This window comes from Actinoplanes sp. NPDC049548, from assembly GCF_040676695.1.
GTDB lineage: Bacteria > Actinomycetota > Actinomycetes > Mycobacteriales > Micromonosporaceae > Actinoplanes.
Window position 1 is genome coordinate 201,428 of record NZ_JBFAPM010000002.1, and the last position, 16,857, is coordinate 218,284.

General features: G+C 72.7%; 18 protein-coding genes. 7 read left to right on the forward strand and 11 right to left on the reverse strand.

Annotation, left to right across the window (positions count from 1 at the left end; all coding sequences use genetic code 11):
• Positions 1-49 precede the first annotated feature (49 nt).
• The 3 genes from AB0J80_RS05055 to AB0J80_RS05065 all read right to left on the reverse strand — a co-directional run bounded on the left by AB0J80_RS05055 (position 50) and on the right by AB0J80_RS05065 (position 3,805).
• The gene (locus tag AB0J80_RS05055) at positions 50-1,219 is read right to left on the reverse strand and encodes a cytochrome P450 (RefSeq protein WP_364700539.1); all 1,170 of its coding nucleotides are present in this window, start codon (positions 1,217-1,219) and stop codon (positions 50-52) included.
• 78 nt (positions 1,220-1,297) lie between these two features.
• Positions 1,298-2,341, reverse strand: a complete 1,044-nt coding sequence (locus AB0J80_RS05060; protein WP_364700541.1) for a S1 family peptidase — start codon at positions 2,339-2,341, stop codon at positions 1,298-1,300.
• A gap of 201 nt (positions 2,342-2,542) precedes the next feature.
• Positions 2,543-3,805: an FAD/NAD(P)-binding protein gene (locus tag AB0J80_RS05065; protein WP_364700543.1), complete on the reverse strand. Its 1,263-nt coding sequence runs from the start codon at positions 3,803-3,805 to the stop codon at positions 2,543-2,545.
• Positions 3,806-4,103: 298 nt separating this feature from the next.
• On the opposite strand from AB0J80_RS05065, the gene AB0J80_RS05070 reads away from it, so the two are divergent.
• Positions 4,104-4,970, forward strand: a complete 867-nt coding sequence (locus AB0J80_RS05070; protein ID WP_364700545.1) for a hypothetical protein — start codon at positions 4,104-4,106, stop codon at positions 4,968-4,970.
• 22 nt (positions 4,971-4,992) lie between these two features.
• On the opposite strand, the gene AB0J80_RS05075 is transcribed toward AB0J80_RS05070, so the two are convergent.
• Both AB0J80_RS05075 and AB0J80_RS05080 read right to left on the reverse strand, forming a co-directional pair.
• Positions 4,993-5,571, reverse strand: a complete 579-nt coding sequence (locus AB0J80_RS05075; RefSeq protein ID WP_364700547.1) for a winged helix-turn-helix domain-containing protein — start codon at positions 5,569-5,571, stop codon at positions 4,993-4,995.
• A gap of 363 nt (positions 5,572-5,934) precedes the next feature.
• Positions 5,935-7,374 (reverse strand): cytochrome P450, encoded by a 1,440-nt coding sequence (locus AB0J80_RS05080; RefSeq protein WP_364700549.1) that lies wholly within the window; start codon positions 7,372-7,374, stop codon positions 5,935-5,937.
• A gap of 288 nt (positions 7,375-7,662) precedes the next feature.
• On the opposite strand from AB0J80_RS05080, the gene AB0J80_RS05085 reads away from it, so the two are divergent.
• The 5 genes from AB0J80_RS05085 to AB0J80_RS05105 all read left to right on the forward strand — a co-directional run bounded on the left by AB0J80_RS05085 (position 7,663) and on the right by AB0J80_RS05105 (position 10,367).
• Positions 7,663-8,163: a flavin reductase family protein gene (locus tag AB0J80_RS05085; protein ID WP_364700551.1), complete on the forward strand. Its 501-nt coding sequence runs from the start codon at positions 7,663-7,665 to the stop codon at positions 8,161-8,163.
• A gap of 24 nt (positions 8,164-8,187) precedes the next feature.
• Entirely contained in the window at positions 8,188-8,652 is a 465-nt protein-coding gene (locus AB0J80_RS05090) for an NAD(P)H-dependent oxidoreductase (RefSeq protein WP_364700553.1), read from the forward strand.
• 27 nt (positions 8,653-8,679) lie between these two features.
• Complete coding sequence (locus tag AB0J80_RS05095; RefSeq protein ID WP_364700555.1) at positions 8,680-8,994, forward strand: hypothetical protein; 315 nt, start codon at positions 8,680-8,682, stop codon at positions 8,992-8,994.
• A gap of 125 nt (positions 8,995-9,119) precedes the next feature.
• Positions 9,120-9,650, forward strand: a complete 531-nt coding sequence (locus AB0J80_RS05100; RefSeq protein ID WP_364700557.1) for a hypothetical protein — start codon at positions 9,120-9,122, stop codon at positions 9,648-9,650.
• A 78-nt stretch (positions 9,651-9,728) separates the two neighbouring features.
• Positions 9,729-10,367, forward strand: a complete 639-nt coding sequence (locus tag AB0J80_RS05105; RefSeq protein ID WP_364700559.1) for a LysE family translocator — start codon at positions 9,729-9,731, stop codon at positions 10,365-10,367.
• A gap of 101 nt (positions 10,368-10,468) precedes the next feature.
• On the opposite strand, the gene AB0J80_RS05110 is transcribed toward AB0J80_RS05105, so the two are convergent.
• The 5 genes from AB0J80_RS05110 to AB0J80_RS05130 are packed head-to-tail and all read right to left on the reverse strand — an operon-like array spanning position 10,469 to position 14,486.
• On the reverse strand, positions 10,469-11,215 hold the full coding sequence (locus tag AB0J80_RS05110) for a hypothetical protein (protein ID WP_364700561.1): 747 nt from the start codon (positions 11,213-11,215) through the stop codon (positions 10,469-10,471).
• Positions 11,216-11,268: 53 nt separating this feature from the next.
• Entirely contained in the window at positions 11,269-11,892 is a 624-nt protein-coding gene (locus AB0J80_RS05115; RefSeq protein WP_364700562.1) for a response regulator transcription factor, read from the reverse strand.
• Positions 11,889-13,145, reverse strand: coding sequence for a histidine kinase (locus AB0J80_RS05120; RefSeq protein WP_364700564.1), 1,257 nt, complete (start codon positions 13,143-13,145; stop codon positions 11,889-11,891). Before AB0J80_RS05120 ends, AB0J80_RS05115 begins: the two co-directional genes overlap by 4 nt.
• A 10-nt stretch (positions 13,146-13,155) precedes the next feature.
• On the reverse strand, positions 13,156-13,584 hold the full coding sequence (locus tag AB0J80_RS05125; protein ID WP_364700566.1) for an ABA4-like family protein: 429 nt from the start codon (positions 13,582-13,584) through the stop codon (positions 13,156-13,158).
• Positions 13,581-14,486, reverse strand: a complete 906-nt coding sequence (locus AB0J80_RS05130; protein WP_364700568.1) for a hypothetical protein — start codon at positions 14,484-14,486, stop codon at positions 13,581-13,583. The genes AB0J80_RS05125 and AB0J80_RS05130 overlap by 4 nt, the downstream gene beginning before the upstream one ends.
• 95 nt (positions 14,487-14,581) lie before the next feature.
• On the opposite strand from AB0J80_RS05130, the gene AB0J80_RS05135 reads away from it, so the two are divergent.
• On the forward strand, positions 14,582-15,982 hold the full coding sequence (locus AB0J80_RS05135) for a hypothetical protein (protein WP_364700569.1): 1,401 nt from the start codon (positions 14,582-14,584) through the stop codon (positions 15,980-15,982).
• Here the strand turns inward: AB0J80_RS05135 and AB0J80_RS05140 are convergent.
• On the reverse strand, positions 15,979-16,854 hold the full coding sequence (locus tag AB0J80_RS05140) for a pyridoxal-phosphate dependent enzyme (RefSeq protein ID WP_364700571.1): 876 nt from the start codon (positions 16,852-16,854) through the stop codon (positions 15,979-15,981). The genes AB0J80_RS05135 and AB0J80_RS05140 overlap by 4 nt on opposite strands.
• Between the last annotated feature and the right edge of the window lie 3 nt (positions 16,855-16,857).

The following is a 16,857-nucleotide window of genomic DNA, read 5'->3' on the forward strand; positions in this document are numbered from 1 at the left end:
CCGTGCCGGCGGGCCCAGAGCACGCGGTGGTGCCGGTCGAAGCGCCGGATCACCGTACGGCCAGGCGCAGGTTCGTCAGCTCGTACGAGGCGATCTCGGGCCGGATGGCCACCTTCGGCGATGAGACCATCCGCAGGCCCGGCACGGCGAGCAGCTTGGTCAGGAAGATGTCCGTCTCCTGAATGGCGATGTACGCCCCGGGACAGCGGTGCGGACCGTCGCCGAAGGACAGTCCCGCGTCCCCCACCCCGTCTGCCAGTGACCGGCCCGGGCAGACCTGGCCGGCGTCCGGACCGACGGCGCCGGAGTCCAGGTTGGCCGCGGCCACGCCGATGTCGACGCGTGCACCCGGCGGGATGACCGCGCCCGGCACCGCGACCTCGGCGGTGGTCCAGCGGGCCAGGTTGGCCACCACCGGCTCGAGGCGCAGGATCTCGTGCAGGATCGCGACCCGCTGCTTCTCGTCGCCCCCGGTGTACGCCGCGCGCAGGTCGTCGTCGGTGAACAGGTGCCAGGCGGCGACCGTGATGAACTCGCGGGTGGTGACCATCCCGGCCGCCGCGAACGTCACGCACTCACCGAGGATCTCGGCCTTGGTGCAGCCCTCGCCGAGCAGGTGGGAGATCAGGTCGTCACGCCGCTCGCGACGCCGGGCGTTCACCGCCGGGCGGACGTCGAGCCAGTAGAACAGCGCCATGTTGGCGTTGGAACGCACCTCCTTGATCAGCGCAACGAGCCGGTTGGAGGCCCCCCGCTCCATGAAGAACCGGTCCAGCCGCTTCGCCATCCCCGGCCCGCTCTCGGTGAGGCCGATGACCTCCGCGGCCACCGCGACCGCCAGCGCGAAGGACAACTGCGACAGATCCGCCTGACCTCGGCGCCGCAGCTTCTCGCACTGCTCGTCGGCGAGACGTTCCATCAGGGACCGGTACGCGGTGTCGACGCGCTTCGGGGTGAAGTACTTGGCGGTCTGGCGCCGATGTTCGCGGTGCTCCGGCCCGTCCCGGTAGAGGACGGGCATCCGCATCCGGCCTTCCATCTTGGCGGCGTTCTCGACGCCGAAGCCGGCCTGGCGGGTCTCGGTGCTGCGCAGCATCGACCGGGCGGTGGCGAAGTCCTGGACGTGCCAGACCCCGTCGGCGTCGGCGTGGACCGGGCAGCCGGGGGCGAGCTCACCCCGGCCGATCTTGCGCTGGGACTCGAGCGGGGTCTCCGTCATGAACTTATTCTTACCTGTCGATCGAAATGCAGAAAGGCCCCGGCGGGCGGCCGGGGCCTTTCTGTGGTGGAGGATGGCTCAGTAGACGGAGACCCCGTAGACGCCGAGCGGCTCGGTCACCGGCTGGAAGAACGTCGTTCCCCCACTGGAGCAGTTACCGCTGCCGCCGGAGGTCAAACCCAGCGCGGTCGTCCCGGAGTACAGCGAGCCGCCGGAGTCGCCGGGCTCGGCGCACACCGTGGTGCGGATCAGGCCGTAGACCGAGCCCTGGGCGTAGTTGACCGTCGCGTTGAGGGCGGTCACCTGGCCGGAGTGGGTGCCGGTCGTGCTGCCGCGGCGGTAGACGGTGGAGCCGACCGCCGGCGTGCCGGCACCGGTGATGTCCTGGCCGCCCACGTACCCCGGGTGCGAGATGCTGCTGTTCGTGTACTGCACGATGCCGTAGTCGTTGCCCGGGAAGCTGGTGCCGACCCGGGTGCCGATCGTCGTGGAGCCGTTGCTCCAGCTCGAGCCGATGTTCGTGCAGTGGCCGGCGGTCAGGAAGTAGTAGGTGTTGCCGCTGCGCACGTTGAAGCCCAGCGAGCACCGGGCACCGCCGGTGTAGATCGCGTCCCCGCCGGAGATGGTCGGGCTCAGCGTGCCGGGCACCGACTCGACGCGGGCCTTGTCGCCGAGCTTGGCCACGACGGCCTTGACGGCGGCGAGCTTCGCGCCGGTCACGGTGCTGTCGGCGGTGACCAGGATCTGGTTGCTCACCGGGTCGACGGCGAACGAGGTGCCGGGCGTCTTGAGCGTCGCCTTGAGCGTGGAGTCCGCGGCGGCGAGCTGGGCACCGCTGCGCGTCACGTACCGCGGGGTGGCACCGGCCGCGGTAACCGACTGCGCGGTGGCCGCGTCCGTCACGTTGACGATGAGCTTGCCGGCGGAGTCGATGTACGAGCCGGCGGCCCTGGTCCCGAGCTGGGTGTCGAGGCTGGTGGCGAGGGCGGAGGGGGCGAACGAGGGGTCGGCGGCGGGAGCTGCGGGGGCGGCGGATGCGGGTGACGCGAAGGCGCTGCCGGCGAGCAGGACGGCGGCCAGGCCGACGATCGGTCGGCCGAGCTTGGAGCCGGGGTTACGCACGGGGTCCTCCCAGGGGGGATGGGGGCGGTACGCCGGAACCCCGGCGTACCGAGTGCCATCCGCAGTATTGAGAAGAATCAATGGCAACTCAAGGCTCGCAGCGTCACCCAGATGTTCGCCGAACACCCCTTGAGCTGGGAAGACGCGGGTGCCATATCATCGGGCTATCACTCAACCGGGATGCCGCCCCGTTCATAATCGTCATGCAGCCACCGGCACCGGGCGGGCCTGCAGGTCGGTGGCGAGCCGGTGCGCCTGGGCCCGGATCTCCGGCACGGCGGTCGTCTCCCACTGCGCACCCCGGCGCAGCGGACCGAGCAGCCAGAGCCACTCGTGCGGGCGGCCGTCGGCGGCCACCAGCCGCCCCGACGGATCGATGTCCAGGCCGAGGGCGTGCGGGCCGAGGCGGGCCAGCCCCTGGTCCAGCAGGCCACCCACCAGCGGTCCCGCGGCGCCGGGCAGCCGCCCCGGACCGGCACAGTTCACCACGGCGGCGAAGTCGGCCAGACCCGGCCACGCGGCGACGCCGCCGCGGCGGATCTGCAGCAGCCCCGCCTCCCGCAGCGCGACGACCCGGGCCGCGATCTCCGGCGCCATCCGGTGCCGGTGACACTCCCAGGCGCGGGCCAGATGCCGCAGGAAGGCGTCCTGCTCCTCGGCGGTCAGCGCGGTCCAGAGCCGGTCCAGGTACGGCCGCATCCCGTCGACGACCGGCCGCCAGTCCCCCGCCTCACCCGCGGCGGAGCGTACGGCCCGGACGACGTCGCGCAGGGTGGCGCAGTCGTCGAGCGCCGGAGCGGCGGGCGGCGCGGCCTCGACGGTGTGCGTCAACGGCAGCAGGCCACGACGGCTGACCGCGACCACGGGGGCACTCCGGCGCCCGTCGGCGGTGAGCGTGAGAGCCGCGTCGACGGCGGTCAGCCCGGTGCCGACGAGCAGCACGGGCCGGTCGGCCGGAAGCGCCTCCAGCACGCCCGGCGCCCACGGATCGTGGATGTAGTGCGGGTGCTCCAGCCGCTGGCGGGCCGCGGCGGGACCGCCGGTCGCCAGGACCACGTGGTCGGCCTGCACCGCCGTACCGTCGTCGAGAACGACCGTGCCGCCGTCGGCATCCGGCACGACGCGCGTCGCCCGGGCCCGGCGCGCGTGAAACCGCCCCGGGTTGCCGGCGACCGCCTCCTCGAGAACGTCCCGCAGGTAACGGCCGTACTCGCGGCGAGGCCGGAACTCGGCCGGCGCGGCGCCGGACCAGCGCACGAAATGGTCCGGATCGCCGGGATCGGCACTCATCGCGCCGGCGCGCGAGTTGAGCAGGTGCCACGGCTGGGCGGTGCCGTACGCCACCCCGCCGCCGGGCTCCCCGGGCTCGACGAGGACGACGTCGTCGTCGCTACATCGCAGCAGTTCCCGTGTCATCAGAACGCCGGAGCACCCGCCTCCGACCACCGCCACCGTGCGCCGCATGGCACCTCCCTATATCCTATAAACACGATAGGGAAAACATGCTTTTGGCGCCAGGCACCGCGCCGGGCTTCCACCCCGGGCCCCGGTCCCGCCCGGCGTCACCCGGCCCGCCCGGCGCCCGGACCTGGCCGGCGCGCTCGCCGGGTCCCGCCTGTCCCCGCACCCCGGCCCGCCCAGCCCCGGCGCCCCGGTCTGCCCGGCCCACCCCTGTCTGCCCGGCAGCGTCGACTCGCCCCGACTCGCCCGGCGACCGGCGGGGTATCTTCGGTGCGCGCCCGCGGGCACAGGAAGGTGGATCATGGCGAGGGTGACCCGTCGCTCAGCGCTCTGGCAGGCAGATCTCGACGGCGGCGTCTGCGCCGCCCCGGAGGAATGCGTCGAGGCCCTGCGCGACCGGGACGACATCCCGCTCGTGCTCGAGCACCGCGACCATGGCACCACCCCCACCCGGCAGCTGTTCGAGGCCTCGCTGCAGCAGGACGTCGAGTGGCAGTTCGGCGGCATCAGCTGGCCCCGCGACGTACGGCCCGGCGTGCTGGTGACCGTCCTGTGGCAGGCCGGCAAGGACGAGGTCGTCGTGCGGACCGCCGCGCTGGACGAGCCGATGCGGGTGGACGGTGTGGACTACTTCCACGAGTACGATCCGCGGGTCGTCACGCGGGAGTTCGACGCCGGCGAGTCCAACCGCGGACAGGTGCTGCGCGCCGTCCGCAAGCTGGGCCGCATCTTCGAGGACGGGAGCGCGGTTCTTCCCGAGGCCGGTCTCGCCGCGCACTGTGGGCTCGGCCGGGGCGCCCGGGGCACGTTCCTGCTGCGTAACGCCGTCGACCAACTGATTCGCGAGGGCTATCTCACCCGGGTGCCGGGCAGCCTCGACACCGCCGGGTACCCGTCCTATCCCGCCGTTGACGGTCAGAAGCCCGCCGAGATGCTCTTCTACGCGCCGCTGGTGGAGCCGGCGCCGTGTCCGGACGACGATGACGCGGACGGCGCTGAGCGTCGTGAGCACCTGGTCAACGGATTCGTCCGCAGGCTTCCGCCGGGCGCCCAGCCGTCCGAGCGCCAGGTCTCGCTGCACGAGCGGGCCGTCGAGGAGGAGCAGGTGACCGAGGGCCCGCTGGCCCCCGGCTACACCTTCGTGCGCAAACACCACCGCACCGGGTGAGCCACCCCGCGCTGTCCGGCGTTCAGGACTCGTCGATCGTGATCGCGGCGTCCTCGGAGAGCCGGTAGCCCACGCCGTACACCGTCGTGACGATCTCCGGGTCGCCGAGCTTGGTGCGCAGGCGGCTCACGTGCACGTCGACCGTCCGTACCGTGGTGTGGGTGTGCCCCCAGACGTGGCCCAGCAGCTGACTGCGGCTGAAGACCTGCCGGGGGTTGCGGGCGAGGAAGACGAGCAGCTCGTACTCCAGCCGGCTCAGGTCCAGCACCTTGCCGTCGAGGACGGCGGTGCGCGGCCTCAGGTCCAGCCGGAGGCCGGTGGACACGGGCTCGCGGGGAGCCGGCACGGCCGGGGTGACGACCTGCGGGGTGAGGGCCACGTCGGCGCCGGGGCCCGCCGCTTCGACGAGGTCCCGGAGGGCGGCCAGGACCCGCTCGCTCTCCTCCGTGCCCGGTGAGCCGAGCGTGATGGTGACGGTCACGGACGAGGCGTTGCCTACCGCGATCGGGCGCAACCGGGTGGAGCGCGGGCGGCCGGCGGGGCCCCGGCGCGCCGGAGCGGTGCGGCTCAGGGACAGGTCGGCGACGGCGAGAACGGACATTGCTTTGCCTCCGGAGGGTGTCACCGCTGCCGGATCTCGGCGGCGGTTGAACAATACTTCTCCCATGTGTGGGATAGGTTTATAGGCGCATCGATGCGCCCGGGTTCACGCGAAAGAGGGAACGACGGGAGCTCAGCTCACCGGGCGGACCGTTCCGCGCAACACCGAGCACTCGCACACCGGAGAAGATCGATGGCAAGGCGGGACGTCAGCCTTACGTCGCGCAACCGCATGTCACCGATCCTTCTCGCTGCGTCAACCCGGGTCAAAGCAAATCCAGAATGCGGGAGTATTTTCTTCCGAAAACAAAAGCGTGACACCGCGCCACCCGAAAAGGTGACGGCGCGCACAATTGACCATTGTTCATGGCGTCTTCGGCCGGTCGTCGCGGCGGCGCACCCGCACGGCCAGATGCTGCGGGAACGACGTGAAGGTGGTCCGTTCGGTGACCGGCCCCGCGGAGCGGTCCGGCTCCAGATCGAAGGCGCGGGACAGCACCGACACGATCACCGCGGCCTCGAGCAGCGCGAGATTGCGGCCGGGACAGAAGCGGGGACCACTCCCGAACGGGGCGAACGGCAGAGACTCGGCCGGCAGGTTGCCATCGAGCCAGCGCTGCGGGCGGAACACCTCCGGGTCAGGGAAACGCACCCGGTCGCGCAGGGCACCGTACGAGGTGAGCACGAAGATCAGCTTGCCCTCGGGCACCCGCAGCGGCCCGTCCCGGGTGTCGAGGACGACGTCGGCCGTCGGCTGCATCACGAGGTACGGCGCGACCGGCCGCAGCCGCTGCGCCTCGTTGACCACCGCCTCGGCGTACCGGAGCCGCCCCACCGTGGCCGGATCCGCGGGGAACCTGTCGGCGCCGAGCACCTCGTCGGCCTCGGCGCGGACGCGGCGCAGCTCACCGGGGTTCTCGGCCAGGTAGTGGATCGCCCACGCCGCGGTGCCGGAGGTGGTGTCCTCGCCCGCGAGCAGCATGGTCAGGACGTTGCCGAACACCTCCTCGTCGGTGACGGCCGGCTCGTTCTCCAGCGGCTGCACCAGCGCCTCGAGGAACGTCGCGGGGGCCGCCCCGGTCGCCACGCGGTCGCGCGCCTCGGCGAACCGGTCACGGACCAGGTCCTCGATCTCGCGGACGGTCGCGTCCAGGCGCCGGTCGCGGGGCAGCTTCACGTACCGCCAGTACGGGAAGGGCGCCTGGATCCGTCGCGCGACCTCGGGGAAGAGCCTCGGCAGCCGGCGGTGCAGACCGTCGCCGGTGTTCTCCAGGGCGTTCAGGTCGTGACCCAGCGCCAGGCCGGCCGTCACGTCCAACGTGTAGCGCATCGTGCAGTCGAGCACGTCGATGGACTCACCGGAATCCGCGGCCGCCTGCCAGAGCCGGTCCAGCCGCTCGGTGACCCGCGTGATGGTGGCGAAGTACTGGCGCAGGTACGCGGCGTTGAGGCTCTGGGCGGCGACCTTCCGCAGCCGGCGCCAGCGTTCCCCCTCCGCGGTGAAGACGCCGTGGGGCGCCATCTCGTCGATGACGCGCGACATCACCGCACTGCGCCGGAAGTCGGCCGGCCGGCGCCGGAGCACCACGTCGACCACCTGAGGGTCGGCGGTGACGACCGCCTCGTTGCGCGCCAGGAAGAACCGGTAGGTCAGGCCGTACGTGTCGCACCACCGCTCCAGCACGCGGTTGGTGACGCCGCCGCGGACGAACTCCGGCAGGTTTCCGACGACGGGCAGGCGCCGCGGACCGGCGAGGTCGCTGACGGTACGGACGGGCGCGGAGGTTCGACGGGTGTCCACCATGGTCCCAGTGTCGTGGTTGACCGTCCCGGTGTGCACCTGCCGCCCACCTCCCTTCCCCATCACGCGGTCCGGGTTGCCCCCACCGCACTCCGACTCTTGCGCCGCACGCCCCGTATGTCAACCGTACCCCATAGGTTTACTAGGATATGGGACCGGCATTGACACCGCCTCAGCGGAAGACGCACGGTAGGGCTCATGCCGATCCCCGCGGTGGCCAGCCACAGGGCGTTCAGCGCCATCCATCCCAATCCGTGGACCGCCGCCTCATCACCGCCCGAAGGGGAACCCATGACCGTCAGCTCGCTGGTGGACGCCGACCTCTTCCGCTCCCTGCTGCGGCGCCACGCCGCGGCCGTCGTCGTGATCACCGCGCCCGGTCAGCCGCCGGCGGGATTCACCGCCACGTCGTTCACCTCGGTGTCGCTGGACCCTCCGCTGGTCTCCTTCGCCCTGGCCCGGACCGCCTCGGCGTGGCCCGCCGTGCAGGCCGCGGAGACGATCGCCGTCCACGTGCTCACCCGTGAGCAGGAGCACGTCGCCCGCACCTTCGCCACCCGCGGCATCGACCGGTTCGCCACCCACGGCGCGTGGCGTCCCGGTCCCGACGGCGTACCCCTGCTGGACGGCGTCCTGGCCACCCTGGTCTGCCGGGTCACCCAGCGGGTCGAGGCCGGCGACCACACCATCGTCCTGGCCGCGCCGTCGTCCGGCGAGCACCACGAGGACGCCACGGTGACCCCGCTCGTCTACCACGACGGCAGCTACGCCCACCTCAAGCGAAGTGCATAGAAACCCATCACAAGGAGCGGAAGCATGAGCGGAATCGTCGTCGTGTCGGGCAACCCCAGAGCCGGGTCACGCACCTCCACCCTCGCCACGGCCGTCGGCACGGCGCTCGGCGGCGCCTCCACCGTGATCGAGGTCGGCGCGCTCGGTGCCGGTCTCCTCACCCCCGGCGACGAGGCCACCGCGGCCGCCACCGCCGCGGTGCAAGGGGCCGACGTGCTGATCGTCGCCACCCCGACCTACAAGGGCAGCTACACCGGCGTGCTCAAGGTGCTGCTCGACCGCCTGCCCGCCGACGCCCTCGCCGGCAAGCGCGCAGTGCCCGTGGTCACCGCCGGCGTGGCCCCGCAGGCCGAGGCGGCGGCGGCCCTGCTCACCCAGCTGCTCCGTGAGCTCGGCGCCACCGTGCTCCCCCCGCTGCCGGTGGTCGAGGCCGACCTGCCCGAATCGGAGGCGATCGCGGGCAAGTACGCCGCCGCAGTAGCGAGCTGAGTCGCTCTCACCTGGCACCATCGGCGCATGGAGATCCTGGCGTACGTTCCGCTGATCCTGCTCGTCGCCGGCCTGACCATGGCTACCTTCGCCACCGCGGCGACCGACAAGCGCGAGCGGCGAAGGACGGCCGCACGCCTCGCCGACATCGAGCACAAGCTCGACGCCGTGATCGCCCACCTGGGCGTGACCGTGCCCGAGCCGCGCCACCCCGCCGTCGAGGAGCTGGTGCGGCAGGGCCGGCCGATCCACGCGGTGCGGGCGTACAGGGAGGAGACGGGAGCCGACCTGCTGACCGCGAAGCAGGCGGTGGACGCGATCTCCGCCCGCCTGGGCGGCTGACCGGAGCTTGTCAGGAGCCTGTGGCTTCCTTTGAAAGCCCTGTCAAAGGCGCAGGCCGGCGTGGGGCACGCCGAATCCCCCTGGTGTACGGGCCGACCGCCGGCCCCGCCGAGGAGGAAACCACCATGACGTCGATCAGCGCCCTGAGCTCCACGACCAGCACGTACCGCACGCCCCCGCCCCCGCCGCCGGGGCGCGGCGAGCGGCAGAACCCGATGGCCGCCGTCGCCGAGAAGCTGGGCCTCAGCGCCGACGAGCTCAAGAGCCAGCTCCAGGACGGCAAGAGTCTCGACGACATCGCCACCGCCCAGGGCGTCTCGCACGACGACCTGATCACCGCCATCAAGGCGGGCATGCCCACCGACGCGGTGTCGGGCACGAGCGGCGTGGACGCCACCGAGATGGCCGAGAAGATCGCCGGCACCAAGGGCATGCCGCCGCCCCCGCCGGGCGGCCCCCGCGGCGAGAACACCGGCATCCAGGACTCGTCCAAGCTCAGCCGGCTCAGCGAGCTGCTGCAGATGGACGAGGACGACGTCAGCACACAGGCGACCACCGCCACGGACCTGGTCAAGCTCCTGCAGAAGAACGGCGTCGACCTCAGCGCCCTGCGCAGCGTGCTGAACAACGGCGACCTGGTCGACGTCGCCGCCTGAACGCCGCGCAGCCCCCGGCAGGCCACGGACGCCACATTGGCCGTCGTGACCCGCCGGGCGCTCCGGCAGGCTCAGAGCATGATCAACTCCGCCGCGCTGCTCGGGGTCGCCGCCGTCGCCCTCGGCATGGTGCTGACTCCCGGTCCCAACATGATGTACATCGTCTCCCGCAGCATCACCCAGGGCCGCCGGGCGGGCATGGTGTCACTGAGCGGCGTCGCCATCGGGTTCGTGGTCTACCTCACCGCGGCGAACCTCGGGCTCTCGGTCATCTTCATCCACGTACCCGAGGCGTACGTCACCGTGAAGCTGGCGGGCGCGGCGTACCTGGCCTGGCTGGCCCTGCGCACCCTGCTGCCCGGCGGCACGTCGGTCTTCGCGCCCGGCGAGCTCCCGGCCGACTCGACCCGCCGCCTGTTCACCATGGGCCTGCTCACCAACCTGCTCAACCCCAAGGCCGCCATTCTGTACCTGTCGCTCATCCCGCAGTTCGTCCGGCCGAGCGCGGGTCACGTGCTGGCGCAGGGATTCGTGCTGGGCGGCGTACAGATCATGGTGAGCCTGACGGTGAACCTGCTGATCATCGGTGCGGCCGGAACCATCGCGGTCTTCCTCGGCCGCCGGCCCACCTGGCTCCGCCTGCAACGCTGGGCGATGGGCACGGTCCTGGGCGCCCTCGCCGTGCACCTGGCCACCGACCGCGTCCGTCCGGCCTGAACCGCCACCATGAGCGCGGCCTCCACGTGGGAGAGGATGCCGATCAGCACGGCCAGATCCTCATCACTCACCCGGTTGCGACTGTCCATGACGCCCAGCTCTCAGTCGTAGTAGAAGTCGTAGGCTTCGCCGACGTTGGACGGCTTGGTGATTTTCACCGGCTTGCCGTGGGCACCGAAAGTGGTCGTCATCTTCAGCGTCTCCTTGGCCTTCAGCTCGACCTCGATGGACGTCACCCAGCCTTCCGCGTTCGTCGTCGCCGTGAAGGTGGCGCTGCCGCCGAAGATGACCAGGCTGGGTGCGCCGACCGGCAGGAACTCGTCCGCCCCGGTGGGGGTCGCATCGAGCATTCCGCGGTACGTGTGGGGGCCGTCCCGGTTCACCGAGATGACGGCGGAGGTGAAGGTGGCGAGGCCGGTCGGGTTGGCCATGTCGACGCGCAGGTAGTCGTTCTTCTTGAGGCGTTTCATGTCCAGGTGGGCCCAGCCGCCGGCGATCGGGTCGTGGTCGTAGATGTCGTTGCCCAGCACGATGCGGCGCAGGGAGGCCGGGAACTTGCCGCCTCGCTTCTTGATCGAGACGGCGAACTTCTTGCGGGGGTCGACGGAGCCCTTCGCCTCGATGCGTTCCTTGTCGGGGCCGTCGCTGCGTACCGTAAATGTATAGGTGGATTTGTGGGTTTTGCGCAGGGCGGCTAGCAGCTCGTCCTTGGCCGGGATCCGGGACGGCGAGGGTTTGGCCGAGGCTGCCACCGCAGCGTTGCGGACGGGCGTGCCGGACGTGGTGGTGCAGCCGGCGAGCATCGCGGTGACGGCGATGGCGAGCAGGGCAGGGCCGCGCGTTCTCATGGTTCCCCCGTGGAATCGGAAAGCGGCGCCACCCTAGTCGATCTTCGCAACCGTCAGCTTCGGGCGTAGAGGGCCAGGCGTACGCGGTTGGGGCTGTCGGTCTTGGCCATCAGGCTGGTGACGTGGGTCTTGACCGTGGTGACGCCGATGTGCAGCCGCTCGGCGATCTCGGTGTTGGACAGGCCCTCCGCCACGAGCTCCAGCACGTCGCGTTCGCGGGTGGTCAGGCCCGGGATCCGCTTCGGTTCGCCCACCCGGGCGTCGACGGCCCGGCGCACCAGGCGGCGCAGGACGTCCTGGCTGAACGGGCTGTCGCCGGCCGCCGCGCGCCGGATGCCGTCGAGGAGCTCGGCCGGGGGTGCGTCCTTGAGGAGGAAGCCGCACGCTCCGGCGGTCAGCGCCGGGTAGAGGTGGTCGTCGTCGCCGAAGGTGGTCAGGACCAGGACCCTGGCTCCGGGCCGCTCGGCGAGGATGCGGCCGGTCGCGGTGATGCCGTCGACGCCGGGCATGCGCAGGTCCATGACGATGACGTCCGGGGTGAGCCGGGCCGCCAGCGTGACGGCGTCGCGGCCGTTGTCCGCCTCGCCGGCCACGGTCAGGTCGGGTTCCGCCTCGCAGAGCATGCGCAGGCCGGCGCGGATGAGCGGCTGGTCGTCGACCAGGAGGACCCGGATCATCCGGCGCCGCCCGGAAGGTCGGCGGGCACGGTCGCCGGCAGGACGGTGCCGACCCGCCAGCCGCCCTCGTGCGGGCCCGCCGTCAACCGGCCGCCCAGAACCTCGACCCGTTCCCGCATGCCGGTCAGCCCATGCCCGCCGCCGAAGGGCAGCGCCGCCGCAAGACCGCCGCCACCCGGAGACGGCGCCGGCGGGAGACCGCCGCCGGAAGGCGCCGCTGATGCGGAACGGCCGCCGCCGTCGTCGGTCACGGACCAGTGCACGTCACCGTCGACCAGGGCCACGCTCAGGCGGGCCCGGGCCGAGGGACCCGCGTGCTTGGCGACGTTGGTCAGCGCCTCCTGGGTCAGGCGCAGCACCGCCATGCCGCGGACCGCGTCGATGGTTCCCACCTCGTCGTCGATCGCGCAGTCCGCGGTCAGGCCCGCCTGCTCCGCGGTCGACACGGCCGCCGCCAGTGCCGCGGGGAGGGCCGTCGGTTCGATCGCGGTGAGCGCCGCGTCCGTGCGTACCGTGGGATCGCGCAACACCGCGACCAGCTTGCGCAGGTCCGCCAGGGCCGCGGTGCCGGTGCGGTGGACGTCGTCGAAGACGTCGGCGACCCGGGGGTCGACGTCCGGGAGGACGTGCCGGGCCACACCGACCCGCAGCACCATCGAGGCGACGTGGTGGGCTACCACGTCGTGCAGCTCGCGGGCGATCGCGCTGCGCTCGTCGGCGCGCGCCGCCCGGCTCTCGGACTCGCGCTGCCGGCCCTCGGCCTCCGCCTTCGCCTCGGCCTGGCGGCCCAGCTCGCGGGTGGTCCGGATGACCAGCCCGAGCAGGACCGGCAGGCCGACCACCACGGTCGCGCCGTAGACCGGCGCAATCCCGGAGCCGGCGGCGCCCGCATAGCCCGCGATCACGTAGATGGCGGTCACCAGGCCGGCGGCCGCCCAGATCAATGCCGGGCGGGCGGCCGCCATGGTGAGTTCCAGCAGGGCCCAGCCGGTGCCGACCCGGTGGATCGTCGGGTCGTCGAGCACCGCGAACGCCGTGGCCAGCAGCGCCGACTGGACGAGGAGGTTCGGCAGGCGGAGGCGGTGCAGGGTGAGCGCGGACGCGAACGCGATGACCGCGAGGGCCCATTGCGTGCCGGTGGGGTGGCGGCCGGCCTCGTGGCCGAACAGCAGGTAACCGAGGCCGCTGAGGTCGAGCAGCAGCATGCGGACGAGCGTGTCCCGCGCGTCGAACAGCCGGCCCACCCATCCCACGAGGACCACCCTAGGCTTCCGCGTCCGCGCCGAACCTCGGCCGTACGAGCAGATAGGCGCCGAGGCCGAGCGGTCCGAGCAGGATCGTCAACACCAGCAGCGGCGACATGATCCACCACGGTACGCCGCGCCGGTTCCCGTCGAGGAACGCCCATCGGCCGACGAACAGGTCGAAGGCGATCATGTGCGCCCAGGCCGCCGCCGCGCCGTCCGCGGTGCCCAGGAAGGTGCGGATGCCGTCGAGGGTCGGCGACGCGACCGCGGGCAGCACCTCGCCCAGGGCGGGCAGCACGAGGATCGCGTAGATGGCCAGGACCGGGACGACGATCAGCGGCGAGGCGACGATCCGGCGGGTCCACGACCAGCGCGGCAGCGCGATCATCAGGGCCCAGAACGGCGCGGCGACGGTGAAGGTCAGGGAGAACAGCGCTCCGGTCACGCGGCCAGCTCCAGCTCGGGCCGCCGCAGGCGCAGCACCGTACCGGTGGCCAGGACCGTGCCGGCGGCGAGCGCTCCCGCAACGGTCACCGTCAGGGCGTCGGGCTGCAGCAGCGGCTGCCCGCGCAGCGCCTGCCAGGTGAGCAGCAGGGTGAGGGAGCCGTAGGCACCGCCCGCGACCGCCAGCAGCCGCCTGCGGGTGAGCCCGTCGAACCTCCGCCCGAGCAGCATCGCGACCAGCGGGAGGGCCTGCAGCGCGTGCAGCCCCACGAAGTGGCCGATCCGCAGGTCGCCGCCGGTCGTGCTCCACCCGAGCAGGGGCAGGCCGGCACCGCCGTCGGCCACCCCGACGCTGTGCGCGCCCGCGATGGCGTCCTGACCGGGCGGGGCGGCGGAGGGCAGGGTCATCGGCACGGCCACCAGCATGCCGAGCAGGGACAAGCCGAGGCCCCACCGGACGGCGTGCGCGGCGACCCGGTCCGCGATGCGCGCGCGGAGCAGGACCAGCCCCACCACGAAGTGACCGGACACCAGCACGATCACCGCGATGCTCATGACCGACCACAGGGCCGCGTCGAACGGGGTGGTCTGGTTGAAGTGGCTGGTCCGCCCCCGCAGCACCTGGCCCACGATGACGACCATCTCGGCCACGCTCGCGGCGACGACCACGGTGGCCGCCCACTCGGCGGCGCGGCTGCGGCGCGGCAGCAGGGAGAGCATCCAGGCGAGGGTGGTGGCGTACAAGACGAAGGACACGGCGAACTTGAACGGCTTCGCCCAGATCGGCATGCCGGTGAGCACCCGGGGATCGGCGACGATGCCCACCGCGGCGACCACGGCGAGCACCGCCATCGCGGCGGTGAAGACCATCAATGGGCGGTGCAGGCGCATCAGCGATGTCATACCGCCGATGCTCGTCCGCGCCGGGCCCGGACTCGTCCGCCCGCGGGCCCGTCCCCTCCTCCCTGGGTAGGAGGCGGGTGGCCATACTGTCCGGCGTGAACGAGGTCGTGTTTCCCCGCGGGGCGGATGGTCGGCGCAGCAGTTCGGACCTGGGCCGCGAGGTGGTGGCCGAAGCCCTGCGCGCGGCCGACCCGGCGGCCGCCGGCGCCGCCGCGGCCGAACGCGACTGGCGCAAGGGCTACCTGCGCCACTTCCGGGCCCTGGTCGAGGCCGGGGACGGGTACGCCGTGGCAGCCGCCGGCCTGGCGTCGCTGCACGCACGGATGCGGGTCGACCGCGCCGGCGAGGACGCACCGCTGGCGGAGGTCTTCGCCGCCGACACCACTCCACCCGGCACGGTCACGGTGACCGGCGAGGAGAAGCCGGAGCGTGAGCTGACCGTGCCGTACCGCGGACAGCTCCTGCGCGGCGACACCCTGCACCGGCAGCTCGACGCGTGGGTCACGGCCGGGACGATCGAGGCGTCGTGCGCGGAGATGGTCCGGGAGGTCGCCGCGAACCCGGGCTGGCTCGACCTCTCCGACCAGCGCCTGGTGGTGCTCGGCGCGGGCAGCGAGATGGGCCCGCTGCCGTCGGTGCTCGCGTGGGGCGGCACGGTGGTGGGCGTGGACCTCCCCCGGCCCGCCGTGTGGTCCCGCGTGGCCGCCGCCGCCCGCCGCGGCGCCGGCACGCTGGTCGCGCCCGGCACCTCCCTCGAGACCGCCGGCGCCGACCTGCTCAGCGGGCTGCCCGAGGTCGCCCGGTGGCTGCTCGGCATCGAGGGGCGCCTGGTGCTCGGCAACTACGTGTACGCGCCCGGCGCCGCGTACGCCCGGCTCTCCGCGGCCATGGACGCGCTGGCCGTCCACATCGTCGCCGAACGCCCGGACACCGCCCTCGCCTTCCTCGCCACCCCGACCGACGTCTTCGCCGTGCCGGGTGACGCCGTGGCCCAGGCGACCGACCGCTACCGCCGGCGCTCCACCACGGCCCGGCTCACCCACCTGCTCTCCGCGGAACGCCTGCTGACACCGAACTACCCGCCCGGCGCCGACCCGGGCATCGCCGACAGCCTCGTCCCGCAGCAGGGCCCGAACTACGCCCTCGCCAAACGCGTCCAGCGCTGGCGGGCCACGGTGGCCCGCCAGGCCGGAACCACGGTGAGCTTCTCCGTCGCGCCGCCCACCCGGACCAGGTCGGTGACGAGCAACCGGCTGCTCGCGGCCGCGTACGCGGGAGCCCACCTGTTCGGCGTCGAGGTCTTCGAACCGGCGACGAGCACCAGGCTGATGGCGGCGCTGCTCGTGCACCAGCTGCGCAACCCCCGCCCGGCGGGTGCGCAGGCCTGGCGGGACGAGACCGTTGGTGCGGCGCACGGTGGGCTGTGGCGGGTCGCGTACCAGCCGCGCAGCGCCCTCGGACTGGCCGCCCTGCGCGGCCTGCCCGCCGCCTTCTAACCGAGAGCGGGGTGGCCGAACAGGCCGGGAAGACCGCCGCTGTGCAGGAACACCACCTTGCCGTCGGGCGGGGTGGCGCGCAGCCCGGCCAGGGCCCGGCCGGTGTAGGTGGGGTCGAGGAACAACCCCTCCGTGCGGGCCGCGAGAACCATGGCCGAGCGGACCGGGTCGGTCAGGGCCGCGTACCCGGCGCCGACGTGCGTCTCGTCGATCTGCAGCTCGGCGGGGTCCACTTTGACGCCCATACCGTCGAGAAGGGACGCCACCGTCGCTCGCGGGTCGGGCAGGGCGCCGGTGTCGACGCCGTACACGCGGTGCGGGCCCAGCTCGGCGACCAGGCCGGCCATCGTGCCGCCCGAGCCCAGCGCGACCACCACCGTCGCCAGGTCCGGCAGCTGCGTCAGCAGCTCACGGGCGCAGTCGACGTATCCGCGGGCCGAGAACGGCGACGTCCCGCCGAACGGGATGACGTAGCCGTCCTGCGCCGCCGCGATCTCGTCGAGCGGCTCGGCGCCGGCCCAGACCACCGACGCGCCCGCCAGCTCGTCCAGGATCAGGTTGCCGCGCACGCTCGCCGGGGGTTCGCCGCGCAGCACCAGCGTGCAGTGCAGGCCGAGCCGGGCCGCCGCCGCCGCGGTCAGCCGGGCATGGTTGGACTGCGCGGCGCCGGTGGTCACCAGCCTCGTCGCACCCGCCCGAACGGCCTCGGCGCAGGTGTACTGCAGCTTGCGTACCTTGTTGCCGCCGCCGCCCAGGCCGGTCAGGTCGTCACGTTTGATCCACAGCTCGTCCAGTCCCAGCGCCGCGGCCAGCCGCGGGGCGGGCTCCAGCGGGGTCGGCCAGCTGCCCAGGGGTATCGGGGTGACATCCACGGT